At 25.9% G+C, this 22,550-nt stretch carries 25 protein-coding genes and 2 tRNA genes; 23 read left to right on the top strand and 4 right to left on the bottom strand.

Annotated elements, in window-relative coordinates:
• Positions 1-80: 80 nt before the first annotated feature.
• The 9 genes from rarD to AC5SLN_RS03065 are packed head-to-tail and all read left to right on the top strand — an operon-like array spanning position 81 to position 8,461.
• Complete coding sequence (gene rarD, locus AC5SLN_RS03105; protein ID WP_494594109.1) at positions 81-962, top strand: EamA family transporter RarD; 882 nt, start codon at positions 81-83, stop codon at positions 960-962.
• Positions 949-1,950, top strand: coding sequence for a lytic murein transglycosylase (locus AC5SLN_RS03100; protein WP_494594107.1), 1,002 nt, complete (start codon positions 949-951; stop codon positions 1,948-1,950). Before rarD ends, AC5SLN_RS03100 begins: the two co-directional genes overlap by 14 nt.
• Positions 1,940-2,698 carry a hypothetical protein gene (locus AC5SLN_RS03095; protein WP_494594105.1) on the top strand — a complete coding sequence of 253 codons (759 nt, stop codon included), beginning with the start codon at positions 1,940-1,942 and terminating at the stop codon, positions 2,696-2,698. Before AC5SLN_RS03100 ends, AC5SLN_RS03095 begins: the two co-directional genes overlap by 11 nt.
• The gene (locus AC5SLN_RS03090) at positions 2,691-3,842 is read left to right on the top strand and encodes a D-alanyl-D-alanine carboxypeptidase family protein (RefSeq protein ID WP_494594103.1); all 1,152 of its coding nucleotides are present in this window, start codon (positions 2,691-2,693) and stop codon (positions 3,840-3,842) included. The genes AC5SLN_RS03095 and AC5SLN_RS03090 overlap by 8 nt, the downstream gene beginning before the upstream one ends.
• Complete coding sequence (gene tmk, locus AC5SLN_RS03085) at positions 3,835-4,446, top strand: dTMP kinase (protein WP_494594101.1); 612 nt, start codon at positions 3,835-3,837, stop codon at positions 4,444-4,446. Before AC5SLN_RS03090 ends, tmk begins: the two co-directional genes overlap by 8 nt.
• Before the next feature lie 4 nt (positions 4,447-4,450).
• Entirely contained in the window at positions 4,451-5,383 is a 933-nt protein-coding gene (locus AC5SLN_RS03080; protein WP_494594099.1) for a DNA polymerase III delta subunit-related protein, read from the top strand.
• Positions 5,384-6,925: a methionine--tRNA ligase gene (metG, locus tag AC5SLN_RS03075; protein ID WP_494594097.1), complete on the top strand. Its 1,542-nt coding sequence runs from the start codon at positions 5,384-5,386 to the stop codon at positions 6,923-6,925.
• Positions 6,918-7,682, top strand: coding sequence for a TatD family hydrolase (locus tag AC5SLN_RS03070; RefSeq protein ID WP_494594095.1), 765 nt, complete (start codon positions 6,918-6,920; stop codon positions 7,680-7,682). Before metG ends, AC5SLN_RS03070 begins: the two co-directional genes overlap by 8 nt.
• Positions 7,682-8,461, top strand: coding sequence for an MBL fold metallo-hydrolase (locus AC5SLN_RS03065; protein ID WP_494594093.1), 780 nt, complete (start codon positions 7,682-7,684; stop codon positions 8,459-8,461). Before AC5SLN_RS03070 ends, AC5SLN_RS03065 begins: the two co-directional genes overlap by 1 nt.
• Here the strand turns inward: AC5SLN_RS03065 and AC5SLN_RS03060 are convergent.
• The 3 genes from AC5SLN_RS03060 to AC5SLN_RS03050 are packed head-to-tail and all read right to left on the bottom strand — an operon-like array spanning position 8,450 to position 10,697.
• Positions 8,450-8,962, bottom strand: coding sequence for a glutathione peroxidase (locus AC5SLN_RS03060; RefSeq protein ID WP_006996916.1), 513 nt, complete (start codon positions 8,960-8,962; stop codon positions 8,450-8,452). The two genes, AC5SLN_RS03065 and AC5SLN_RS03060, sit on opposite strands and share 12 nt — an antisense overlap.
• Before the next feature lie 45 nt (positions 8,963-9,007).
• Positions 9,008-10,180 (bottom strand): Na+/H+ antiporter NhaA, encoded by a 1,173-nt coding sequence (gene nhaA, locus AC5SLN_RS03055; RefSeq protein WP_494594091.1) that lies wholly within the window; start codon positions 10,178-10,180, stop codon positions 9,008-9,010.
• A gap of 4 nt (positions 10,181-10,184) precedes the next feature.
• Positions 10,185-10,697, bottom strand: coding sequence for a zinc-ribbon domain-containing protein (locus tag AC5SLN_RS03050; RefSeq protein ID WP_494594089.1), 513 nt, complete (start codon positions 10,695-10,697; stop codon positions 10,185-10,187).
• A gap of 93 nt (positions 10,698-10,790) precedes the next feature.
• Here AC5SLN_RS03050 and AC5SLN_RS03045 point away from each other — a divergent pair.
• From AC5SLN_RS03045 to AC5SLN_RS02990, 12 genes are all read left to right on the top strand, one after another.
• A tRNA-Pro gene (locus tag AC5SLN_RS03045) sits at positions 10,791-10,867 on the top strand.
• A 4-nt stretch (positions 10,868-10,871) separates the two neighbouring features.
• Positions 10,872-11,153: an ETC complex I subunit gene (locus AC5SLN_RS03040; RefSeq protein WP_494594087.1), complete on the top strand. Its 282-nt coding sequence runs from the start codon at positions 10,872-10,874 to the stop codon at positions 11,151-11,153.
• A gap of 2 nt (positions 11,154-11,155) precedes the next feature.
• A complete protein-coding gene (locus tag AC5SLN_RS03035; RefSeq protein ID WP_494594085.1) occupies positions 11,156-12,148 on the top strand; it encodes a putative transporter in 993 nt (330 codons plus the stop codon).
• Positions 12,148-13,095, top strand: coding sequence for a class II fructose-bisphosphatase (gene glpX / locus AC5SLN_RS03030; protein WP_494594083.1), 948 nt, complete (start codon positions 12,148-12,150; stop codon positions 13,093-13,095). Before AC5SLN_RS03035 ends, glpX begins: the two co-directional genes overlap by 1 nt.
• Positions 13,092-14,786, top strand: coding sequence for a single-stranded-DNA-specific exonuclease RecJ (recJ, locus tag AC5SLN_RS03025; RefSeq protein WP_494594081.1), 1,695 nt, complete (start codon positions 13,092-13,094; stop codon positions 14,784-14,786). Before glpX ends, recJ begins: the two co-directional genes overlap by 4 nt.
• Positions 14,787-14,836: 50 nt before the next feature.
• Positions 14,837-14,911, top strand: a tRNA-Glu gene (locus AC5SLN_RS03020).
• A 26-nt stretch (positions 14,912-14,937) separates the two neighbouring features.
• Complete coding sequence (locus tag AC5SLN_RS03015) at positions 14,938-15,174, top strand: GIY-YIG nuclease family protein (protein WP_494578734.1); 237 nt, start codon at positions 14,938-14,940, stop codon at positions 15,172-15,174.
• On the top strand, positions 15,171-17,294 hold the full coding sequence (locus tag AC5SLN_RS03010) for a glycosyltransferase (protein WP_494594079.1): 2,124 nt from the start codon (positions 15,171-15,173) through the stop codon (positions 17,292-17,294). The genes AC5SLN_RS03015 and AC5SLN_RS03010 overlap by 4 nt, the downstream gene beginning before the upstream one ends.
• Positions 17,295-18,203, top strand: coding sequence for a glycosyltransferase family 2 protein (locus tag AC5SLN_RS03005; protein WP_494594078.1), 909 nt, complete (start codon positions 17,295-17,297; stop codon positions 18,201-18,203).
• Positions 18,184-18,702, top strand: a complete 519-nt coding sequence (gene rfbC / locus AC5SLN_RS03000) for a dTDP-4-dehydrorhamnose 3,5-epimerase (RefSeq protein ID WP_494594076.1) — start codon at positions 18,184-18,186, stop codon at positions 18,700-18,702. The genes AC5SLN_RS03005 and rfbC overlap by 20 nt, the downstream gene beginning before the upstream one ends.
• Before the next feature lie 2 nt (positions 18,703-18,704).
• Positions 18,705-19,889: a class I SAM-dependent methyltransferase gene (locus AC5SLN_RS02995; RefSeq protein WP_494594074.1), complete on the top strand. Its 1,185-nt coding sequence runs from the start codon at positions 18,705-18,707 to the stop codon at positions 19,887-19,889.
• Positions 19,890-19,901: 12 nt separating this feature from the next.
• The gene (locus AC5SLN_RS02990; protein WP_494594072.1) at positions 19,902-20,711 is read left to right on the top strand and encodes a hypothetical protein; all 810 of its coding nucleotides are present in this window, start codon (positions 19,902-19,904) and stop codon (positions 20,709-20,711) included.
• A 4-nt stretch (positions 20,712-20,715) separates the two neighbouring features.
• Here AC5SLN_RS02990 and AC5SLN_RS02985 read toward each other — a convergent pair whose 3' ends face one another.
• Complete coding sequence (locus AC5SLN_RS02985; protein WP_494594070.1) at positions 20,716-21,549, bottom strand: glycosyltransferase; 834 nt, start codon at positions 21,547-21,549, stop codon at positions 20,716-20,718.
• Between the two features lie 34 nt (positions 21,550-21,583).
• On the opposite strand from AC5SLN_RS02985, the gene AC5SLN_RS02980 reads away from it, so the two are divergent.
• Together AC5SLN_RS02980 and AC5SLN_RS02975 are read left to right on the top strand one after the other, a co-directional pair.
• Positions 21,584-22,354, top strand: coding sequence for a DUF3431 domain-containing protein (locus AC5SLN_RS02980; protein WP_494594068.1), 771 nt, complete (start codon positions 21,584-21,586; stop codon positions 22,352-22,354).
• Positions 22,338-22,508 carry an NAD(P)-binding protein gene (locus AC5SLN_RS02975; protein WP_494594066.1) on the top strand — a complete coding sequence of 57 codons (171 nt, stop codon included), beginning with the start codon at positions 22,338-22,340 and terminating at the stop codon, positions 22,506-22,508. The genes AC5SLN_RS02980 and AC5SLN_RS02975 overlap by 17 nt, the downstream gene beginning before the upstream one ends.
• Positions 22,509-22,550: the final 42 nt, after the last annotated feature.

Raw genomic sequence — 22,550 nt, 5'->3', positions numbered from 1 at the left:
TTATTATTATAAATTTTTAATTCAACAATAAAATTGATAAATTAAACAGATAATCATTTAATAGGTATAAATTTATTACTGTGGAAAAGCAAAAATTCAATACAGGTATAGGATTAACTGCACTAGGTTCTTTTTGGTGGGGTGTTATTGGTGTTATTTACTTCAAATATATTTCATTTGCAGGTTCTATAGAGGTAGTGATCCATCGTTGTGTGTGGACATCTGTAGCTTTAATAATAACTACCTTTTATTTTTCTAAATGGGATATTTTTTTTGAAATTATAAAAAATAAAAGAAATATAATTTATTTATTTTTTTCAAGCTTACTAATTTTTATAAATTGGGCAACCTGGATTTATGCAGTGGGTACAGAAAAAATTATTGATGCAAGCTTTGGTTATTTTATTATGCCAATCTTAAGCGTATTTCTAGGATATATCTTTTATGGTGAAAAAATTAATAAAAAAAGAGGTCTTTCCATACTTCTTGTTTTGCTGTCTATATCATTTCTTTTGTTTAAAAGTTTTCATTCAATACCATGGGTTGGAATAATTGTAGCTCTAAGTTGGGGTTTTTACAATCTTCTTAGAAAAAAAGTAAATGTCGATACCGATGTTGGACTTTTAATAGAAAGTCTTTTTATATTACCATTTGCATTATTTGCTTTTTTTTTACTTTTTAAAAATAATTTAAATATTTTTAGTATTAACGAGCCTTCATTAATGTTTATACTAATGTTAGCTGGACCAATGACTGTTATACCTCTATTTCTATATGTAAGAGGTGTTGAGTTGTGTGGCCTTGGACCCACTGGAATGATTTTCTACATAACCCCAACATTTCAATTTTTATTGGGCTTTTTTTATTATGATGAGGCTTTTTCTTTCGATAAATCATTAAGTTTCATTTTAATATGGATTGCTGTAATTATTTATTTAAAAGATTTATATGAACATAATTAAATATTTTATAATTATATTTTTCACATTTATTCACGGAACACTAAATGCCAATGAAAAAGAATTTAAGGAGTGGTTGGTTAATTTCAAAGCCCATGCTTTAGAAAAAAAAATTTCAGAAAAGACATTCAATTTAGCAATGTCTGATGTTGTATTTTTACCTGATGTAATAAAATATGACCGTTTTCAACCTGAGTTTTATGAAGATACTAAAACTTACATATCCAAAAGAACTTCTAAACAAAAAGTAAGTGCGGGCATTAAACTTTATGAATTAAATAAAAATTTCATAAATTCGGTAGATAATAAATTTTTTGTTGAGAAAGAGTTGCTTTTAGCATTAATGGGAATAGAGACTAATTTTGGAACTTATGTTGGAAAAATGGATATATTATCATCACTTGCAACTTTAAGTTATGATCAACGTAGATCTGATTTCTTTACCAAAGAATTAATTACTATTCTTCAATTAATAGATGAGGGGAAAATAGACCATAACATTTTATATGGATCATGGGCAGGTGCCTTTGGTTTTTTTCAATTTATGCCATCAACAATAGACAACTATGCAATAGACTATGATAAAAATAACATTATTGAGCTTAAATCAACTAAAGATTCATTTGCATCTGCAGCAAACTACATAAATAAAATAGGATGGAAAAAAAACCAACCTTGTTTCATTAAAGTAAAATTAAAAGAGAATATACCTAGCAATATATTAAACACATCTGCAAAAAAACTTCACCATAAAATTAAATTCAAACTTTTAAAGAAATATATAATTAATGAAGATGGTTTTAATTCTATTAATGAAAATTTGATTGCATCAATAATAACGCCAGACAAAGATATAATACCAGATGCACAAAACTTAGATCCGGCCTACATAGTTTTTGATAATTATGAAAAAATACTACAATGGAATAGATCTTTAAGATTCAGTCTCGCAGTATGCACATTAAAAGAAAAGTTTGAAAATGCTTTATAAAAAACTATTAACTCTATGCTGTTTAATTTTATTAAATAACTGCACAGCAACTACCTCAACCAAAAATAAAAATCTTAATTCATTGGAAAATCCATTTACAAATAAAGGATTTAGCCTTATTTATAATGATAAGTTTTATTATGATAAGGTTATTTCCAAAAAAATTGATGAACGAAGCTTAGTTATTTTTCAAAAAAATTTAAAAAAAAATACAATTGTAAAAATTACCAATATTTTAAATAACAAATCAATTATAGGCACTGTTGGTAGTAATGCTGATTATCCTTTATTTAATAATGCAGTATTATCATTTAGAATAGCAGATGAAATTGGTTTGAATGAAAATGAGCCTTATGTAGAGATTTTAGAAGTCCTTGAAGACTCAATATTTGTTGCAAAAAGAGCAAAGACGTTTGAAGAAGAAAAAAAAGTTGCAAACAAGGCACCAGTTAACAATATTAATATTAGTGACCTTAATACTAAAAAAACAAATACTAAAAATGAATTAAGTAAAAAATTTTCTTATGAAATAAAAATAGCCGATTTTTATTTTAATAATACAGCATCATTGCTACTTGATAGAATCGTAAAAGAAACCATGATTAAAAATGTTAAAATCAAAAAAATTAATGAAAAAAAATATAGAGTATATGCTGGTCCTTTTAATAACATTAACTCTCTACAAAAATCATTTAATGATATAAGCATACTTGAATTTGAAAATGTTGAGATTATAAAAAATGATTAAATTAAGACTTATAACAGTTTTATTGACGCTCTTACTAACAACTAATGCAAATGCAGCATTTGATGTAAAGGCTAGAACAGCAATATTACAAGATTATCTTTCTGGTGAAATATTATTTGAAAAAGATGCCGATAAATCAATTTATCCTGCATCAATGACAAAAATTATGACAGCAATTATTGCGTTTGATTTAATTAGAAGTGGTGATCTAAATTTAGATGAGAAATTTTTAGTATCAGAGAATGCCTGGAGACTTTCATCAGCTGGCTATTCTTCAATGTTTATAATGGTTGGTGATGAAGTTAGTGTGGAAAATTTACTTAGGGGAATAATTGTTGCATCTGGAAATGATGCATGTGTTGCGTTAGCTGAAGGTATAGCTGGATCAGAGGATGAATTTGCAGTGATGATGACAGCGAAAGCTAAAGAAATAGGAATGAATAATACTAATTTTGCTAATTCATCAGGTATTAATGATACTGAAAACCTATCAACTGTAAGAGATATTATGCTTATGTCTAATTATCTTATTAAAGAGTATCCTGAAGAATATAAGTATTTTGCAGAAAAAGAATTTACCTGGGATAGAACAGGAGGTGACCCCATTACTCAAGGCAATAGAAATCCATTATTATATAAAAGCCTTGGGGCAGATGGAATTAAAACTGGTTATTTAGCTGTTGAAAAATATTCACTGGCTTCATCTGTTGAAAGAAATGGAAGACGACTAATAGCTGTAGGTAGTGGCTTTAATACTAAAAATGATAGATCTCGTGAAAGTGCCAAACTTTTAACATGGGGTTTAACTAATTTTGACCTGGTTGAAATTACAAAAGCAAACACACCAATAGAAGACATTGATGTTTGGTTGGGTAAAAAGGATACTGTTAAAACTTATATAAAAAATGATATCTACAAAACTATTCCTAAAGCAAAAAAAAGACTATTGAAGGTATCATTGAATTATAATGGTCCAATTCAAGCACCTATTAAAAAAGATGATATCTTAGGAAAATTAAAGCTAATCTTTGATGGTGAACTTATCGAAGAATATGATTTACTTGCTTATGAAGATGTTAAGAAATTAAATGTTTTTTCAAGGATAATGAAATCAATTAATTTTTTAATTTGGGGCGATGTCTAAAAAACCAATAATTGTATTTGAAGGTATAGAGGGGACAGGTAAATCTCATCATATTAAAAATGTTGCTAACTACTTAACACGTAAAAAGATTAAATTTATTCAGATTAGAGAACCTGGTGGCAGTGCAAATTCAGAAAAAATAAGAAATCTTATTCTTAATAACAAATCAACATTTAATAAAGAAACTGATTTACTACTTTATCTTTCAGCAAGAAGTGAAAATATGGAAATTATAAGAAAAAATGTTGGTAAAAAAATAATATTGATAGATAGGTTTTCAGACTCAACTATTGCCTACCAACACTATGGTATGGGTGTAAACCTTAAGTTTATACAAAATATTAACGATCATCTTTTAAAAAATATTAAAATTGATTTTACTTTTTTAAATATAGTAAATTTATCAAATATGAAAAAAAGGCTTAAGCTAAGAAAAAAGCTTAACAGATATGATAAATTTAACAGTAAATTTTATGAAAAAGTACAAAATGGTTTTATAAAGATATTAAAAAAAAATCCTAAAAAATATATTAGAATAAATTCAAATCTAGATATAGATCTTAATGAAAATATAATATTAAATAAAATTAACGACTTAATTTAGATTTATGAATTTAAAACCATCTGAAAACACTAAAATTTATGGTATGGAAAATTTTTTTCATGAATTAAGTGGACTATATAAGCGCAAAAAATTGCCTAATAAAATTTTACTGTCTGGAAAAAAAGGATCAGGAAAATCAACATTAGCCTATCATTTAATCAATTATATTTTGTCCGAAAATGAGGATTATAAATATAATTTAGAAAATTTTTGCATCAATAAGGACAATAAATCCTATAAACTTTTGCAAAATAACTCCCATCCAAATTTCTATTTAATAGATTTATTAACAGAAAAAAAAAGCATTGATGTAGGTCAAATACGTGAAATGATTAGTTACACAAATAAGTCAACATTTAATAATATGGCAAGATTTATTTTAATAGATAATGTTGAAAATCTAAATAAGAATTCTATTAACGCATTACTTAAAATTATTGAAGAACCAAATGAAAATGTTTTTTTTATCTTAATAAATAACAGTGAAAAAAATATACTACCCACACTTAAATCAAGATGTTTAACATTCAAAATTAATTTTACATTTAATGAGTCCTTAAGTATTTCAAACTTAATACTGGATAAAAATGTACTTGATTTTATTAACTATGACCTACTAAGTTTTTATAATTCACCTGGTGAAATCATTAGTTTGTTTAATTTTGCTGAAGAAAAATCAATTAATTTAAAAAATCACACTATTTCAAGTTTTATAAGTTCGATAATAGAAAATAATTATTATAAGAAAAATAAATCTGTCAAAATTTTATTAATAAATCTAATCCAGCTATTCTTTTTGAAAAAGTATCTGATAACAAATTCTAAGGTTACATTAATTAATTTTTATCAAAAATTTATAAAAAAAATTTATGATACGGAAAAATTTAATCTAGATGAAGAAAGTTTATTTTTAGAATTTAAATCAAAATTGTTATAAATGGATAAAAATTACTATATAACTACGCCAATTTATTATCCTTCAGCGAGACCCCATATGGGTCATGCATACTCTAGTATCGTTGCTGATTTTTTTGCAAGATTTAAACGTATAGATGGGTTTAATGTTCATTTTTTAACAGGAACTGATGAACATGGTTTAAAAATACAACGAGCAGCAGAGAAAAAAAAAATTGATCCTCAGACTTTTTGTGATGAAATTAGTCAAACGTTTAGAGATCTTTCAAAAACATTAAATTTATCTAATACTGATTTCATTAGAACTACTGAAGAAAGACACAAAAAAACAGTTCAACATCTATGGAATGAGCTTGAAAAAAATGATGATATTTATTTATCAAAATATTCTGGTTGGTATTCTGTTTCTGATGAAGCTTATTACAGTGATGAAGAAATTAGTGAAAAAGAAAACGTTAAAATTGCCATTTCATCTGGTTCTCTGGTCGAATGGATAGAGGAAGAGTCTTATTTTTTTAGATTATCTAAGTGGCAAGATGAACTACTAAATCATTATGAAAAAAATCCAGACTTTATTTCACCAAAATCCAGAAAAAATGAAGTAATTAGTTTTGTAAAAGGTGGGTTAAAAGACTTATCCATAAGCCGTAAAGCGTTTTCTTGGGGCATCAAAGTTCCTAATAGTCAAGATCATGTAATTTATGTTTGGCTTGATGCTCTAACCAATTACATAAGTGCTTTAAACTACCCAGATACAAATGATGAGCTGTTTAAAAAATTTTGGCCTGCATCTGTTCATTTAATAGGTAAGGATATATTAAGATTTCATTCTGTTTATTGGCCTGCATTTTTAATGGCTGCAAAAATACCTTTACCTAAGAAAGTATATGGTCATGGCTGGATTTTATCTGGTGATGAAAAGATGTCAAAATCAAAAGGAAATATTCTTGATCCCTTAGATATTATCGAAATTTATGGACTTGATCCATTAAGATATTATTTGATTAAAGAAGTTTCATTTGGAAATGATGGTAATATTTCACAAGATAGATTAGAGGATTGTATCAATAGTGATTTAGCTAATAATTATGGTAATTTATGTCAAAGAGTGACTGCATTTGCTGAGAAAAATTGCTCTTCATTAGTTCCTGGTAATGTAAAATTTAATGATGAAGATTTAGTGATGCTAAATAAATTTACTGATAATTTAGATCTAATACGAACTGAAATTGATAATCAAAATATTAATTATTATATTAATTTCATTGTTAGCTCTTTATTTGAAGCAAATAAATATTTTAATGATCAAGAACCTTGGAAAAAAAAAGATGATAAAGATAGATTAAATACCATTGTCTATACGTCTTTAGAAATGATTAGAAAAATTTCATTTATGCTTTATCCAATAATTCCAAGCTCAATAGAAAAAGCCTTAAAGATTTTTAATTTAAATATTGATGCAATTAATTTTGAATCTATCGCAAAACATGACTATCTAATATCTGGAAAACCAATTAACAAAATAGATATTATGTTTAAAAAAATTGAAAAGAAACATGATTGATTCTCATTGTCATTTAGATCATGAACCTTTACTTGAAAATTTAAATGAAGTTATAAAAAGATCTAAAGAAGTCGGAATCTCAAAATTATTAACCATATGCACTACACCTGAAAGTTTTGATAGGATAAAAAAAATTATTATAACCGACCCGATGATTTATGGAACTTTTGGTATTCACCCTCATGAGACTGAGAAAAGTCATTTAATTGATAAAAATTATATAACAAATCAAGTAAATAAAAATGAACGAATTATTGGTATTGGTGAAACAGGCTTAGATTTTTTTTATAATCATAGTAATAAAGAAAGGCAAATTGATAGCTTTAAAGCTCATATAGAGGCTTCTATAGAGCTTGATATGCCTATTATCATACATTCTAGAAATGCAGAGGATGAAACGTATGAAATTTTAAAATCATATAAATCAGAAAAACTTAAAATTTTGATGCACTGTTTTACTGGTTCGTTAAATTTTGCAAATAAATTAATAGAATTAAATGCCTTTTTTTCAGCAAGCGGAATAATTACTTTTAAAAATAGTTTAGAGCTTCAGGAAACTTTTAAAAATATTCCCTTAGATAAACTGCTTGTTGAAACAGATAGTCCATTTTTAGCGCCCATACCAATGAGAGGAAAAAAAAATGAACCAAGTTTTATTAAATATACTTTAGAAAAATTATCTATTTTAAAAGAAAAAACTGATCAAGAAATGTCAGATTTAACTACTCAAAATTTTAATAAACTTTTTAATCTATAATGTCTCTTAAATTTGTTATTTTAGGTAGTGGTAGCTCAATGGGTGTACCTAGAGCAGATGGATATTCTGGAGATTGTGATTTAAATAATAAAAAGAATTTTAGAACAAGGTGTTCTGCTCTAATTAAATTTAATGATCAAAATATTTTAATAGATACATCGCCAGATTTGAGATCACAACTTCTAAAAAATGAAATTAAATCTATTAGTAAAGTTTTTTATACCCATCTTCATGCTGACCAGACACATGGTATTAATGACCTTCGACCATTTTTTTTGATAAACAAGAAACAAATTCCAGTCTATGCAGACCCTAATACTAAGAAATATTTGCTTTCAACTTTTAAATATTGTTTTAAATCATCCTATAGTTATCCATCAACATTGAATATTAATAGCCTTAAAAAAAAACATGAATTTATAATTAAAGATAAAAAAATTAAAATTGAATCAATACCTGTTCAACATGGTAAGATTAAAAGTATTTGCTATTTAATTAACAATAAATTAGCCTATGCAAGTGATATTAGTCTATTCTTTAAAAAAGATTACAAAAAATTAAAAAATTTAGAATATCTAATTATTGATTGTCTGTGGTACCGTAATCATTCAGCTCATTTCAATTTAAATCAGGTTTTAGAAATAGTTAAAATCCTTACTCCTAAAAAAACTATATTAACAAATATGCATAGCGATTTAGATTATGTAAAACTTAAGAAAAAATTACCCAAAAATATTATTCCTGGTTTTGATGGTTTGACTGTTAGTTTAAAGAATTAAATCTATTTGTTTTGTTATCTTATCTGACATTGGTGTAATAAAAGAATTGAACGTGTCCTGTATTTTTCCTTCTTTATTAATCAATATTTTATGAAAATTCCACTTAGGAACAGTTGAATTACCATAATTTTTTTTTGCCCATTTATATAAGTCATGGGCATTATTACCTTTAACATCAGTTTTGTCTGTTATTGGAAAAGTAATATTAAAATTAGTTTCACAAAAATCTTTAATTTCTGAATTAGTGCCTGGTTCTTGACCACCAAATTGATTTGATGGAACGCCAATTACATAGAAGCCTCTGTCTTTATACTTTTCATAAAGTTCTTGCAGGCCTGTATATTGCTTAGTAAATCCACACTTACTAGCAACATTTACCAAAAGTATAGTTTTTCCTTTGTATTGATTTAAATCAATAGTTTCATTATTTATATTTTTTATCGAATGATCAAAAAATAGCTTTTCGTATTTAGCATCAACTTTTTCAAAAAATGTAAACATAGATAGGATTAATAGAATTAATAAATTATTTTTATAAACCATTACTTATTTTTTAGAAGCATACAATAATATAAAATATCCAAATACAGTAGACAGTAAGGATCCAGCAAGAACACCAATTTTTACTCCATCAATATACTGAATATTTTCGGCAAAGGCTAAGTTTCCAACAAATAAACTCATAGTAAAACCAACCCCTGTTAAAATTGAAACTCCATATAAGCTTAGCCAGCTAGATTTATCTGGCATTTGAGCCACACCAAATTTAACAGCAATGAAAGAAACAACCATAACCCCAATTTGTTTACCCACAAATAACCCTAAAAGAATACCTAATGGAACAGGTTCTAATAATGAAGTTAATGATAGTCCCTCCAAAGACACGCCAGCATTAGCAAATGCAAATATAGGCATTATCATAAAAGCAACGTAAGGACTGATTGCATGTTCTAATTTAATTAATAAAGAGAAATCTTTTTCTTTAATTCTGTGAGGTATGGTTGAAGCTAAAAGAACACCTGCTATTGTTGCGTGAATTCCAGACTTATATGTGAAGAACCACATGAAGGCACCAATTATCAAATAGGGAATAAACTTTTTAACACCAAATTTATTTAAGGTAAGTAACAAAATATATGAAATTAAGATTAAACTTAAATAACTTATACTTAAGTCACCAGAGTAGAAAAAAGCTATAATTAATATTGCACCAAGATCATCGATTATAGCAAGAGCCGTTAAAAAAACTTTTAAAGAAATTGGAACTCTTGAACCAAGTAAGGATAAAATTCCCAATGAAAATGCTATGTCTGTAGCAGATGGAATTGCCCAACCATTTAATGTTTCAGAATTACCAAGGTTTATAAAAACATAGACTAGAGCAGGGACGACCATTCCTCCAACAGCACCTATAATTGGCAGCAATGCTTTTTTTAAATTAGAAAGCTCACCTTGAATGAACTCTCGTTTTATTTCTAGTGTTACAAAGAAAAAAAAAATTGCCATTAATAAGTCATTAATCCAGTGATGTACGGAAAGTTTTAAACCGAAATCATTAATACCTATAAATAGGTATTGATTTAATGTATCAAAATATAAATTACTTAAACTAGAATTACTTATTACCAGAGCAATAATTGCTGCAATTAATAATACAAGACCACTTGCCGCTTCTAATTGAAAAAACCATTTAAAAGGCTTTGAAAGATTTTTAATCATAATTTTATATTAAATCTCTAATAAATAATGAGATATCTTTAATACTTTCATACAGATTATAAAGTATAAATTCGACATTTGGGACAATTTTCCCAATAGGATATTTAAACGTGTCCACAATAATTATAAAAGCTACGAATGAAATAATTGATACAACAAAAATATTTAATATTTTAAAATTTTTTTGTTTTTTTGGCTGTATATTTACTTGTGTGCTTTCAACTTTATTTATCTCAATTTTTTCTTTAGTTTTTTCTTCTAAGTTAACTTCTACTTCGTCAATAGACGCATCTGATACATTTTCTACATCATTGATCGGTGAATTATTTTGTTCAAAAATATTAACATTATCATCACTAATATCTTCATCAGTTGGACTTACAGTATTTTCAGGAACTACTTTTTTAAAAAACCATTTATGATCACAGCTAGCACACTGCAATAAACGACCCAGGTCAGGAATTAAACTTGAGTCTACATCGAATTTTTTATTACAATTATTGCAAGTGATGATCATAATTGATGTATATCTGATTCTTGTAAAAAAGCCTTATTTTTGATGTTCTTTATTCTTTGAAATTATCAATATCTAATGTATTAGTACCTCAATCGGGGCGTAGCGCAGCCTGGTAGCGCATCTGGTTTGGGACCAGAGGGTCGCAGGTTCAAATCCTGCCGCCCCGACCATTTTATGAAAAAAGCAAAGATTTATATACCCACTAAAAATTCAATGCAGTCTGGTCTAGGTAAATCAGACAAATGGTTAATTGAATTTGAAACTGAAGATACAGGAATTAATCCTTTAATGGGTTGGGAAACTAACTCTAATACTCTTTCAGAATTAAATTTAGAATTTTCTTCTAAAGAATTAGCAATAGAATACGCAAAAAAAAATAAAATTGACTTTAAAATCATTGAACCTCAAAAAAGAAAAACGGTCAAAAAATCCTACGCAGATAATTTTTTAAAATAAAAATGTTTAAATTTTTTACTCAAAAAGAATGGCGATTATGGTCATGGGTTGGTTCATTTATTATTCTTTCATCGCTTTGGGTTCAGGTACAAATTGATGTTAAAATAAATGAATGGTTTGGTCAGTTCTATGACATGATACAAAAAGCCTTAGCAGCCCCAAACTCAATCACAATTGGAGAGTACTGGGCAAGCTTATTATCATTTATTACATTAGCAGGTATTTATGTGGCTTTGGCTACGGTTGTTGCTTTCTTTACCTCACATTATTTATTCAGATGGAGAACTGCAATGATTGATTGGTATCACAGTGTCTATGATAAGGCCCGAACTATTGAAGGGGCTTCACAAAGGGTTCAGGAAGACACAATAAAGTTTTCAAGAATTATGGAAGGACTTGGTACTAGCTTTATAGAAGCAATAATGATGCTTGTTGAGTTCACCCCTATATTATTTGGTTTAAGTATTGGAATACCTATTTTATTTTTTGGGGATTGGAGTTATGGTTTGGTAACAGGTGCATTTATATGGACTGTAGGTGGAACTCTTTTCTTAATTATATTAGGTTCAATTTTAAGATTAGTTGGAGTAGAATACGATCTTCAAAAAAATGAAGCCTCTTATAGAAAATTACTTGTTATAGCTGAAGATGATATAACAGTAAGACCAAAGAACTTAGATGAATTATTTAATGATGTAAGAAAAATTCATTTTAAGTCTTACTTAAGATATTTTTATTTTAATCTAGGTCGTATAACTTATCTTCAAGCTAATGTTCTCTCGGCCTATGTTTTTTTAGCCCCTGCAATAGTTGCTGGCGTTGTGACATTAGGGGTAATGCAGCAAATTATAAGAGCTTTTGGAAGAGTAGAGGGGTCTATGCAATATATTTTTAGATCATGGCCTACAATCATTGAGTTAGCCAGTGTTTATAAAAGATTAAAAGAATTTGAATCTAAGATCAATGCTACTGAATCAATCACTCAAAAAGATTAATGGCTATCGATAAAAAATATGTTGATCAAATTTTAAAAGTTTCTGAAAAAGCAGCTCTAGCTTCTTCTTATTTGGTTGGCAAAAAGGACAAGATTGCAGCAGATCAAGCAGCTGTTGACGCAATGCGATCAGAATTAAATAAAATAGATATGAATGGTGAAGTTGTTATTGGCGAAGGTTCACTCGATGAGGCACCCATGCTTTATACAGGTGAAAAACTTGGAAATAAAAATGGACCCTATTTTGATATTGCTGTTGATCCTTTAGAGGGTACAAATTTTGCAGCAAATAATTTACCTGGAGCAACATCTGTTATTGCAATTGCAGAAAAAGGAAATCTTTTTAATGCACCAGAAACTTATATGGATAAAATTGCAACCGGACCAATTGAAAAAGGATTAGTTGATTTAGACTTTCCATTGAAGAAAAATGTAACAAATCTTGCGCACTTTCTAAACAAAGATATTTCATCACTGACAGCTTGTGTAATGGATAGACCAAGACACAAAAAAATAATTGATGAATTAAAGCAACTAAATATAAATATTAAATTAATTACTGATGGTGATGTTCTTGGTGCATTGTATGTGACAAATCCAAAATATAATGTTGATATATTTTTGGGTATTGGCGGTGGTCCAGAAGGAGTGTTAGCGGCATCAGCCCTTGATGCTTTTGGCTGTCATTTTCAAGGGAGATTTATATTTGATAACGATAAAGATATTAAAGATGCAAAAAACATGGGAATAACTGATTTGAACAGAAAATATGAATTAAATGAAATTATAAGAGGAGACTCTATATTTTGCTCTACAGGAATCACTACAAGCGAGATGTTAGGTAGTGTAAAAATCAATAATAACAAATATACAACCGAAACATTAGTTACGCATAAAAGTTTAAAATTTACAAAAATCTTAAAGAGAACAAATCTTATTTCAGAATGATTTCTGTCTCAGGTAAGAAGTGGGAACAAAAAAAAATTAATCAAAATATTGCTGATAAATTAAAACAAGAATATAATTTTAGTGAAATTTTATCTAGATTAATTATTTCAAGAAGATTTGATAATGATGAAATAGCAACAATCAATACAGATTTAGATTTAAACAACGTTTTTTTAAATAATAAAGATTTCAGTCAATCTATTAACCTTGTTCTAAATTCTATCAATAATAATGAAAAAATATGTATTTTAGGTGATTATGACGTTGATGGCTCTGCAGCTACATCTTTATTTGTTAAATTTTTTGAAAATATAAATCATCCATTTTTTTATTATATACCTGATAGAGAAAAAGATGGTTATGGAGCTACCAAAAAACTATTCCAAAAGCTGATCTTAGAAAAGCCTAAATTAATTATTATGGTGGATTGTGGCTCAACATCTAATGAAGCAATAGATTTTTTAAATGAGAATGAAATAAAATCTTTAATCATTGATCATCACGAAATTAATAAGCCTTTTCCAAATGCAAATTCAATTATAAACCCAAAAAAAGATAATGGTTATAAAGAGTACGATTATTTATGTGCAACAACACTTACATATTTTTTTTTAGATTTACTGATTAAAAAAATCAAAACTAAAATAAATATGTCTGATTATTTGATATATGTTTTATTAGCTACTGTCTGTGATGTTATGCCTTTAAGAAAACTCAATAGATTAATTGCATTAAATGCTCTTAAAAATTTTGATATAACAAAAAATTTACCACTAAGTACTTTGTTTGAATTAAATGAAAAAAAAAATAAAATTAATATTAATGATCTAGGATTTCTAATTGGTCCTATATTGAATGCTGGTGGTAGGTTGGGAAAGTCACAATATGCCACAGAATTATTATCTTCTAATAATGATTTAGTTGTAAATGATAGATCAAAATCCCTAATTAAACTAAATGATAAAAGAAAAGAAATTGAAAATTTAATATTAGAAGAAATTGACTTTAAAAAGATTGAAATAGAAAATAAGGATGTAATTATTTACTATAATCCAAATATTAATGAAGGTTTAATAGGGATTATTGCAGCTAGATTAAAGGATTACTTTAATAAACCCTCTATTGTTATTACCGCTTCTAATGAATTATTAAAGGGATCTGCAAGATCAGTTTATAATTATAATATTGGTTGTGTAATTAAAAATTCACTAGATCAAGGTATAATTTTAAAAGGTGGTGGCCATAATATGGCTGCTGGATTTACACTAAATAAATCCAACCTAAAAGATTTTAAAAACTACATCTTAAAAGATTTTTTAAAATCTAATACAGTAAATCATAATAATTTCTCATACGAATCAGAAATTTCATCACTTGCATTTAACAAAGGTTTTTATGACCATATAAGGAAATTAGAACCTTTTGGGACAGGCAACCCAGTACCAACATTTCTTATAAAGGACTTAAAAATAATTAAACCTGTATTATTAAATAACAAGCACATATCTACAATGCTAAAATCAAAAACAGGGTATTCGATTAAATCAATATCATTTAATTCTATTAACACTAAGATTGGTGAATACTTAATGAGTTATAAAAATAGCATTAATGTAATAGGTCAAATCAATGAAAATATCTGGAATAATAAAAAAACTCTTCAATTAACAATTAGAGACCTTATCTTGTAGCTTAATTGCGCTTGATAAATAATAACTTTTAAAATAAAAGATCACAACGTGGTCCCTTCGTCTATCGGTTAGGACAGCTGGTTTTCATCCTGCAAAGGGGGGTTCGATTCCCCCAGGGACCGCCATAATCTTCATGTATTATTTTACATATATGCTTAAATCAATCACTCCAGGGACTAAAAAGAGTTATGTTGGATATACTATAGATATTGATAAAAGATTAAATAAACACAATTCCAATAAAGGCGCAAAATCTACCAAAGGTTACAAGTGGAAATTAATTTATAAAAAAAAATTTAAAAGTAAAAATGAAGCAATGTCATTTGAATATAAATTAAAACACAATAAAGTATTAAGAAAAGAGATTTTAGAAAAATATAATAAATGAAAATTTCTATATTATTGCCTTATAAAGAAAATTATTCACCTCAATATGCAGGTGCTGTATCACTATTTGTAAACGATATTACAAAGATAAGTTCTTTTAACAAAGATATTCTTATTTTTGGTAACACCCAATCTAAAAAAAAATTATCAAAAAATTATATTAACTTAGAGTTAAATAAAAAAATATTTCAAAGTACTAGTAAAATTTATGTTGAAACTTTTCTTAAGGCTCAAAAGAAATTAGATACAGAACTTATAGAAGTTCACAATAGACCAAATTATATAAAAATAATTAAACAAAAATATATAAATAAATTATTTTTAATCTTTCATAATGATCCTCTAACAATGAATGGTTCCAAAACTATAAAAGAGCGAATTTTTCTACTAAATAACGTTGATAAGATTATTTTTAATAGTCAATGGTCACAAAATCGTTTCTTTTTAAATATTAAAAATAAACATGATTTATTGCTCAAAACATCTGTGTGTTACCAATCTTCCTCTAAAACAAAAATTAATTTTGATAATAAAAAAAAAATAATTTCTTTTGTAGGAAAGCTTAATAAAGCTAAAGGCTACGATTTATTTGGAGATGCTATAGTTAAGATATTAGATAAATATCCTGATTGGTCAGCTAAAGTTTTTGGAGATGAGCCAAGAGAAAAGTTATTATTTAAACACAAAAATTTAAAAATATTAGGTTTTAAAAAAAATGAATATATATTGAAAACTCTGAAAGAAATAAGCATATCTGTAGTTTGCTCCAGATGGAATGAACCTTTTGGCAGAACCAGTTTAGAAGCTTCAAGCAGGGGAAGTGCTGTTATAATTAGTGATAGGGGTGGTCTTCCAGAAACGGCTAAATCTGCAATAATATTAAAAAATCTCAATAGTCAAACTTTATTTAATGAAATTGAAAAACTTATACTTAATAAGAAAAGATTATTATCTATTCAAAAAGATAATTATAAAAATTTTATTTTAACTCATGCCTATGTATCAAAGATCTTTGACATATTGAGAGATTCCCATTTGACAAAAAAAAAGATTAATATTTTTAATATAAATAAAAATATTATTTATAAAATTATCCATATCACAAATTTCAACCAGCGTTTTGACGGACGCCTTCATTATAATACTGGTAAAAGATTACAAAATGGTTTTGTTAGATTGGGACATAATGTTTTAGCTATAAGTGATAGGGACATAATAAGTAGGAACAAATCTATAAATGATTTTGATGGGAAAAAAACCTTACAAAAAACAATAATTGATACCTATGGAAATTTTAAAGCAGATTGTATAATTTTAGGTCACGCTGACTCCGTTGATAGTGAAACATTACAAAAATTAAAAAATCTAAATAAAAATTTAAAAATTGCTCAATGGTTTTTAGATCCTTTAGGTAAATATGGACCAGATTATATTAAGAATAATGAAAGAATTAATAAACATGGAAACCTTTTAGATTCAACATTTGTAACTACCGATCCTAATTCTATAACAAAAAAAATTAATAATTCTTTTTATATACCAAATCCTAGTGACCAATCTTTTGAGATTTTAAAAAATTATGAAAGTGATTGTGAAAATGATTTATTTTTTGCAATGAGTCATGGTGTTCATCGTGGATCTTTAAAAAAAGGTAAATATGATAATAGAGAATTATTTATCAATAAACTTAAGAAAAAAAATAAAAAAATTAAATTTGACGTATATGGCATGAACAATGTTCAGCCCGTTTGGGGAGATAACTTCTTAAAAAAAATATCTAATTCATCAATGGGTTTAAATCTAAGCCGAGGAAAGCCTATTAAATATTATAGTAGTGATAGAATTGCTCAATTATTTGGTAATGGATTATTAACATTTATTGATGAGGAGATATCTTTTAATGATTTTATACCAGAAAATTGTTTTATCAATTACAGCAACATTAATGATTTAAGTTATAAATTAAGTAAATATCAAAAAGATAAAGATGAAAGAAAAAAAATTTCACAGTCTGGACAAAAATTTTATTTAAAGTTTTTAAACTCAACCTTAGTTGCTGATTTTATACTTTCTAAAACATTTGACTATAAAAGCAAAAATACTTTTGTTTGGGATAAATAGATGTTTTCAATTATAATACCCACATTTAATAATCTAGATTATTTAAAAAAATGTATTGAAAGTATAAAAAAAAATTCCACATATAATACACATGAAATAATTCCTCATGTAAATGATGGATCGGATGGTACGCTTAATTTTTTAAAAGAAAATTCTTTTACCTATACTCATACAGTGCATAATTCTGGAATATGCACTGGTATGAATATGGCTGCTAAAAGATCTAAAACAAATTATCTACTTTATGCTCATGATGATTTTTACTTCTGCCCTAATTGGGATTATGTTTTGAAAAATGAACTTGATAAAATTGGTCATAACAAATTTTATTTATCAGGGACGATGGTTAATAATGGTCAAATTGATTTAGATTGTGGTAGTGATTTAAAATCATTTGATGAAGACAAACTACTTAATGAAATTGATGATGCTAATTATTATGATTTTCAAGGTTCTACATGGGCTCCTCATTTAATTCATAAAGAAATGTGGGAAAAAGTTGGTGGGTTTAGTGAGGAGTTTTTTCCTGGTACTGGTTCAGATCCAGATTTAAATATGAAATTATGGTGTGAGGGGGTTAGAATTTTCAAAGGAATAAATGATTTTAAAGTTTATCATTTCGGTTCAATAGTAACCAGAAAATACAAAAATCATCCCTCAATAAAAACTGAGTCTGGGAGTAGGGGTGCTAAGATTTTTTTATTAAAATGGGGCATTAGTATTAAGTTTTTTAAAAAATACATTTTAAAATCTGATATTAAATATCAAGGACCACTCAATAAACCTAATAAAAATCTTAATTACTTTATAAATTATATAATAGATAAGTTTAATTATTGTTATATTAAATATATTTATAATTTTGGAAATAAGCACAATTTAAATATTAATGAAATTAATAAAAACTAAAATACCCGGACCTTTACTAATCAAATCTACAATTTTTAGAGATAGTAGGGGATATTTAAGAGAGACATTTAGAAATAATTTATTGAATAATATTAAATTTCCTTTTGACGTAATGTCATTTTCTAAAAAAAACGTTCTTAGAGGTTTACACATTCAAACCAACAAATCACAGGCAAAAATAATTACTGTTACACATGGAAAAATATATGATGTTGCTGTTGATTTAAGAAAAAAATCTAAATCTTTTGGTAAGTATGTAGGCATTATTATTTCAGATAAATCTGATTTTTCATTTTATATACCAGCTGGATTTGCCCATGGTTTTATGTGTCTGTCTAAAACTTGCACAGTAAACTACAAATGTTCTAACTATCGAGACGCCAATTCTGAAAAAACACTTAATTGGAATGATAAAAAAATTAAGATTAAATGGCCAAGAAAAAATCCAATATTATCAAAAAAAGATAAAGTAGGTTTAGATTTAGATTTTTTTAAATAATTATGAATAAGTTTTTTTTAGATCTAGGTGTTCAGCCATTAGCAAACAATTTTTTAAAAAAATATTCTGCAAAACAACCTAAATATAATTTAAAACTTTATTTTAATACTAAATCGAAAATGGTATCTATTTCGAAGAGAATACCTTCATTTGTAATGTTTAATTCAAAATATCCATATAGATCGTCCATGTCATCAACAATGAGAACATCTTTTAGACAACTATCTAACGAAATTAAAAAAAAATTTAACCCTAAACTATTATTAGAAATTGGTAGTAACGATGGTGCATTGTTAACTCATTTTAATAAAGATAAAGCTATTGGAGTAGAGCCTTGCAAAAATTTAGCTAAAATAACTAAAGCAAAAAGATATTATACATATGATGATTATTGGAATTTAGAACTTTCTTCTAAAATAAAAAAAAAATTTAAAGAAGTGGATCTAATATATTCTGCAAACACTTTAACACATATTAACAATCTCAATGATGTTTTTAAGTCTATAAACTTAATATTGTCAGAAGATGGTGTTCTCATTGTAGAAGATCCATCATTACTAGAGTGTATTAAAAATAATGCTTATGATCAATTTTACAATGAGCATATTTATGTTTTTTCTGCGATTGCATTAAAAAACTTGTTAAAAAAATTTAATTTAGAAATTTTTGATGTAAAAGATTTACCTACGCATGGTGGATCCTTAAGATACTTTATTAAAAAAAGAAATAATAAAAAATATTATGTAAAACCCTCAGTAAAAAAACAAATTGATAAAGAAATAAAAAATGGATTAGAAAAATTTAAAACTTATAAAGACTTTGCTATTAAATCAATTAAATCGAAAAAACTTTTTATCAAAATTTTAAATAAGATAAGAAAGAATAATAAAAAGATTATTGGATATGGGGCTACCGCAAAAGCTGTAACTGTTTTAAATTATTGTAATATAGATTATGATCTTATTAAAAATTTTACTGATACCACGCCTGAAAAAGTAAATACATTCTTACCAGGAAAAAACATTAAAATTTTAGGATACAAAAAAGATATTCTTAAAAAATACGACTATGCTTTTTTGGGTGCTTGGAATTTTAAAAAAGAGATTTTTAAAAAAGAAAAAACTTATATTAATAATGGCGGTAAATTTATAACACACCTACCATTCCCAAGAATAATTAATAAATAAAATAAAAGTTTAATGAACAAAAAAAATTTGGTATGTTTCTTATTTACTAAATTTGATAATATATATCAATTAATAAATTTTACTAAATATTACAAAAAATATTCATCTGGAGCATCACATAGATTATTAATTTGTTTTAAACTAATAGATAGCAAAAGAATTATTTACATAAGAAAATATTTAAAAAATATTAAATATATAGAATTTGTTGATCCATCTACGGTAAATGATTATGATTTTGGAAGCTACAAAAGAGTTGCTAAACTTTATCGAAACTACAATATTCTTTTTTTAAATAGTCATTCATATCCAAATACAAATTCATGGCTTGGTAAATTATTAAAACATTTCAATGATAAAACGTTAATAGCAACATCCGCTTCATATGAAAGTTTGTATACATCTCTAAAATTAAAAAAATTTTATAAGTTTTTCTCACATCTTATAAAAAAAAATTTCTACAAAAAATATTTTTATTCTTTTCCTAATCCTCATATAAGGACAGCTAATTTTTTAATTAAAGGTTCAGTTTTTTTAAGATTTATTGAAAATAAAATAATAAATAATAAGCTAGATGCATGGAAAATTGAGAGTGGAAAAAATAATTTAACAAATTTTCTTAAACATAAGAATTATAAAATTTTTATCATAAACTCAGATGGTCATAAATTTACTCTAAACAATTGTAAATTTAGTGAAACATTCAATTACAGAAATCAAAATAAATGTATTATTTCTGATAAGCATACTAGAAAATATATTAAATTAACTAATTCTAAAAAAAAATTATTTGAATTTAATACTTGGGGTCATAATATTTAAAAATTTAAGGTCGTAGACTTGATTTATTTCCTTTTATTGAATTTATTAAACCATCATATCTGATTTTATATCTGTTCAGTTGTTTTTTATTTTTTATTATTTTATTTAAAGAAATCTTAAAAATTATCCTAATCATTGTTGGCAAAAAAACTAATAAAGATATCAATTTTCCATATTTTTTTTTGTTAAAATAAAAATTCGACCATATAAAATGCCAATGTAAAATATTAGAAATTTTTTCATCATCATTACTTAAGTCGACTGACCGACCTTTAGATCGCACTTTTGATTTATTTACTTGATATGATTTATATCCAAGTTTTTTACCCCTATAACAATAATCTGTTTCTTCAAAATATAAAAAATAATTTTCATCAAAACCACCGATTTTATTATAACATTCTTTATTTATAAACATGCATGATCCATGAATAGAATCTATTGAGTCATACTCAACGTTTTCAGATATCTGTTTGTGACCCTTCTTTTTGACATCTAAAAATTTTGGGCCAATTGCAGCAAATCTATCATTAAGTTTTTTAGCAAAATCAGTAAAAATTAAAATATCGTTAAAATCAAAGTTAATGTCTGGACTAATTTGTAGGAAGTATTTAGTTTTTATTTTTTTAACTGCATAATTTAAAGCTGAGCCAACTCCGTTATTTTCTTTTAAGTAAACATCTATATTTGAATACCTTTTTTCAATATCTTTTTTCATTTTATGATTGTTTGAATTCTCAATTATAATTACACGAAAATTACGAGGAATTTTTTTTATAAATTCAAAGAGAAATACATCACTTTTATAGGTTATTAATATTATTGTAGTATAAAACATTAATATGTTAGATAAATAAATATTGATAAGATTAATGAATTTTTCATATTATAAATATATTCTATATTTAAAATTATTAAGATATAAAATTAATTATTTTATACCAAATAATACAATAGAATTTATAGTTGCTCATTATAATGAAAGCTTTGATTACTTGAAATATCTTCCATGTAATCAAAAAATCACAATATATATTAAAGGCAACATAGACTTTGATATAACTTTAAATAAAAAAAATATTAAGATAATTTACCTGAAAAATATTGGAAAAGAATATCAAACATATCTATTTCATATTATCAAAAATTATGAAAATTTATCTAAAATTAATTTTTTTTTCAGTGCTTCTTTTTTAAACATCAAGGATAGAACTAGAAATTTTACAAAAGTTTTTGATAAAATTGCATCTATTAACAAGAAAAAATTTAAAGGTTTTTACTCATCGAGTGATAGTTATTTTTTATTTAAATATGAAAAACCAAAAATAATTGATCCTAAAATGAGAATATTTGAGCATATTACTTCTCAAAATATTAAACACAAACTTATATTATCAAAAATTTATCCATTAAATAATTTTTTTAATTACTATTTTAAAAATAAAAAACTTAACAAATATATAACAAGTTTAAATGGAATATTTGCTACTAATAAAGAAAATATTTTATCAGTTAAAAAAGACATATATAAAGATATTATCAACGAGTATAAGGATGTTGGTAGTGATTATGAGTCTGGGCATTTTTTGGAACGAATTTATCCATCAATTTTTGAATTAGATATAAATGAAAAAAAATCTTGATATATTAATAATAGGTGCGGGATCAGTGGGCTGCGTTTTGACCGAAAGACTTAGTTCTCAACTTAATCTTAAATGTGCAATAATAAAAAATAGAAATCATATTGCTGGTAATTGTTACGACAAATATAATAAAGAGTGTTTATTATACTACTAATATGGTCCTCATTATCTTAGATTTAAAAATAAAAAAATTAGT

This window comes from Candidatus Pelagibacter sp. PS_31 (assembly GCF_059417865.1).
This window is presented reverse-complemented; position numbering and strand designations above follow the sequence as displayed.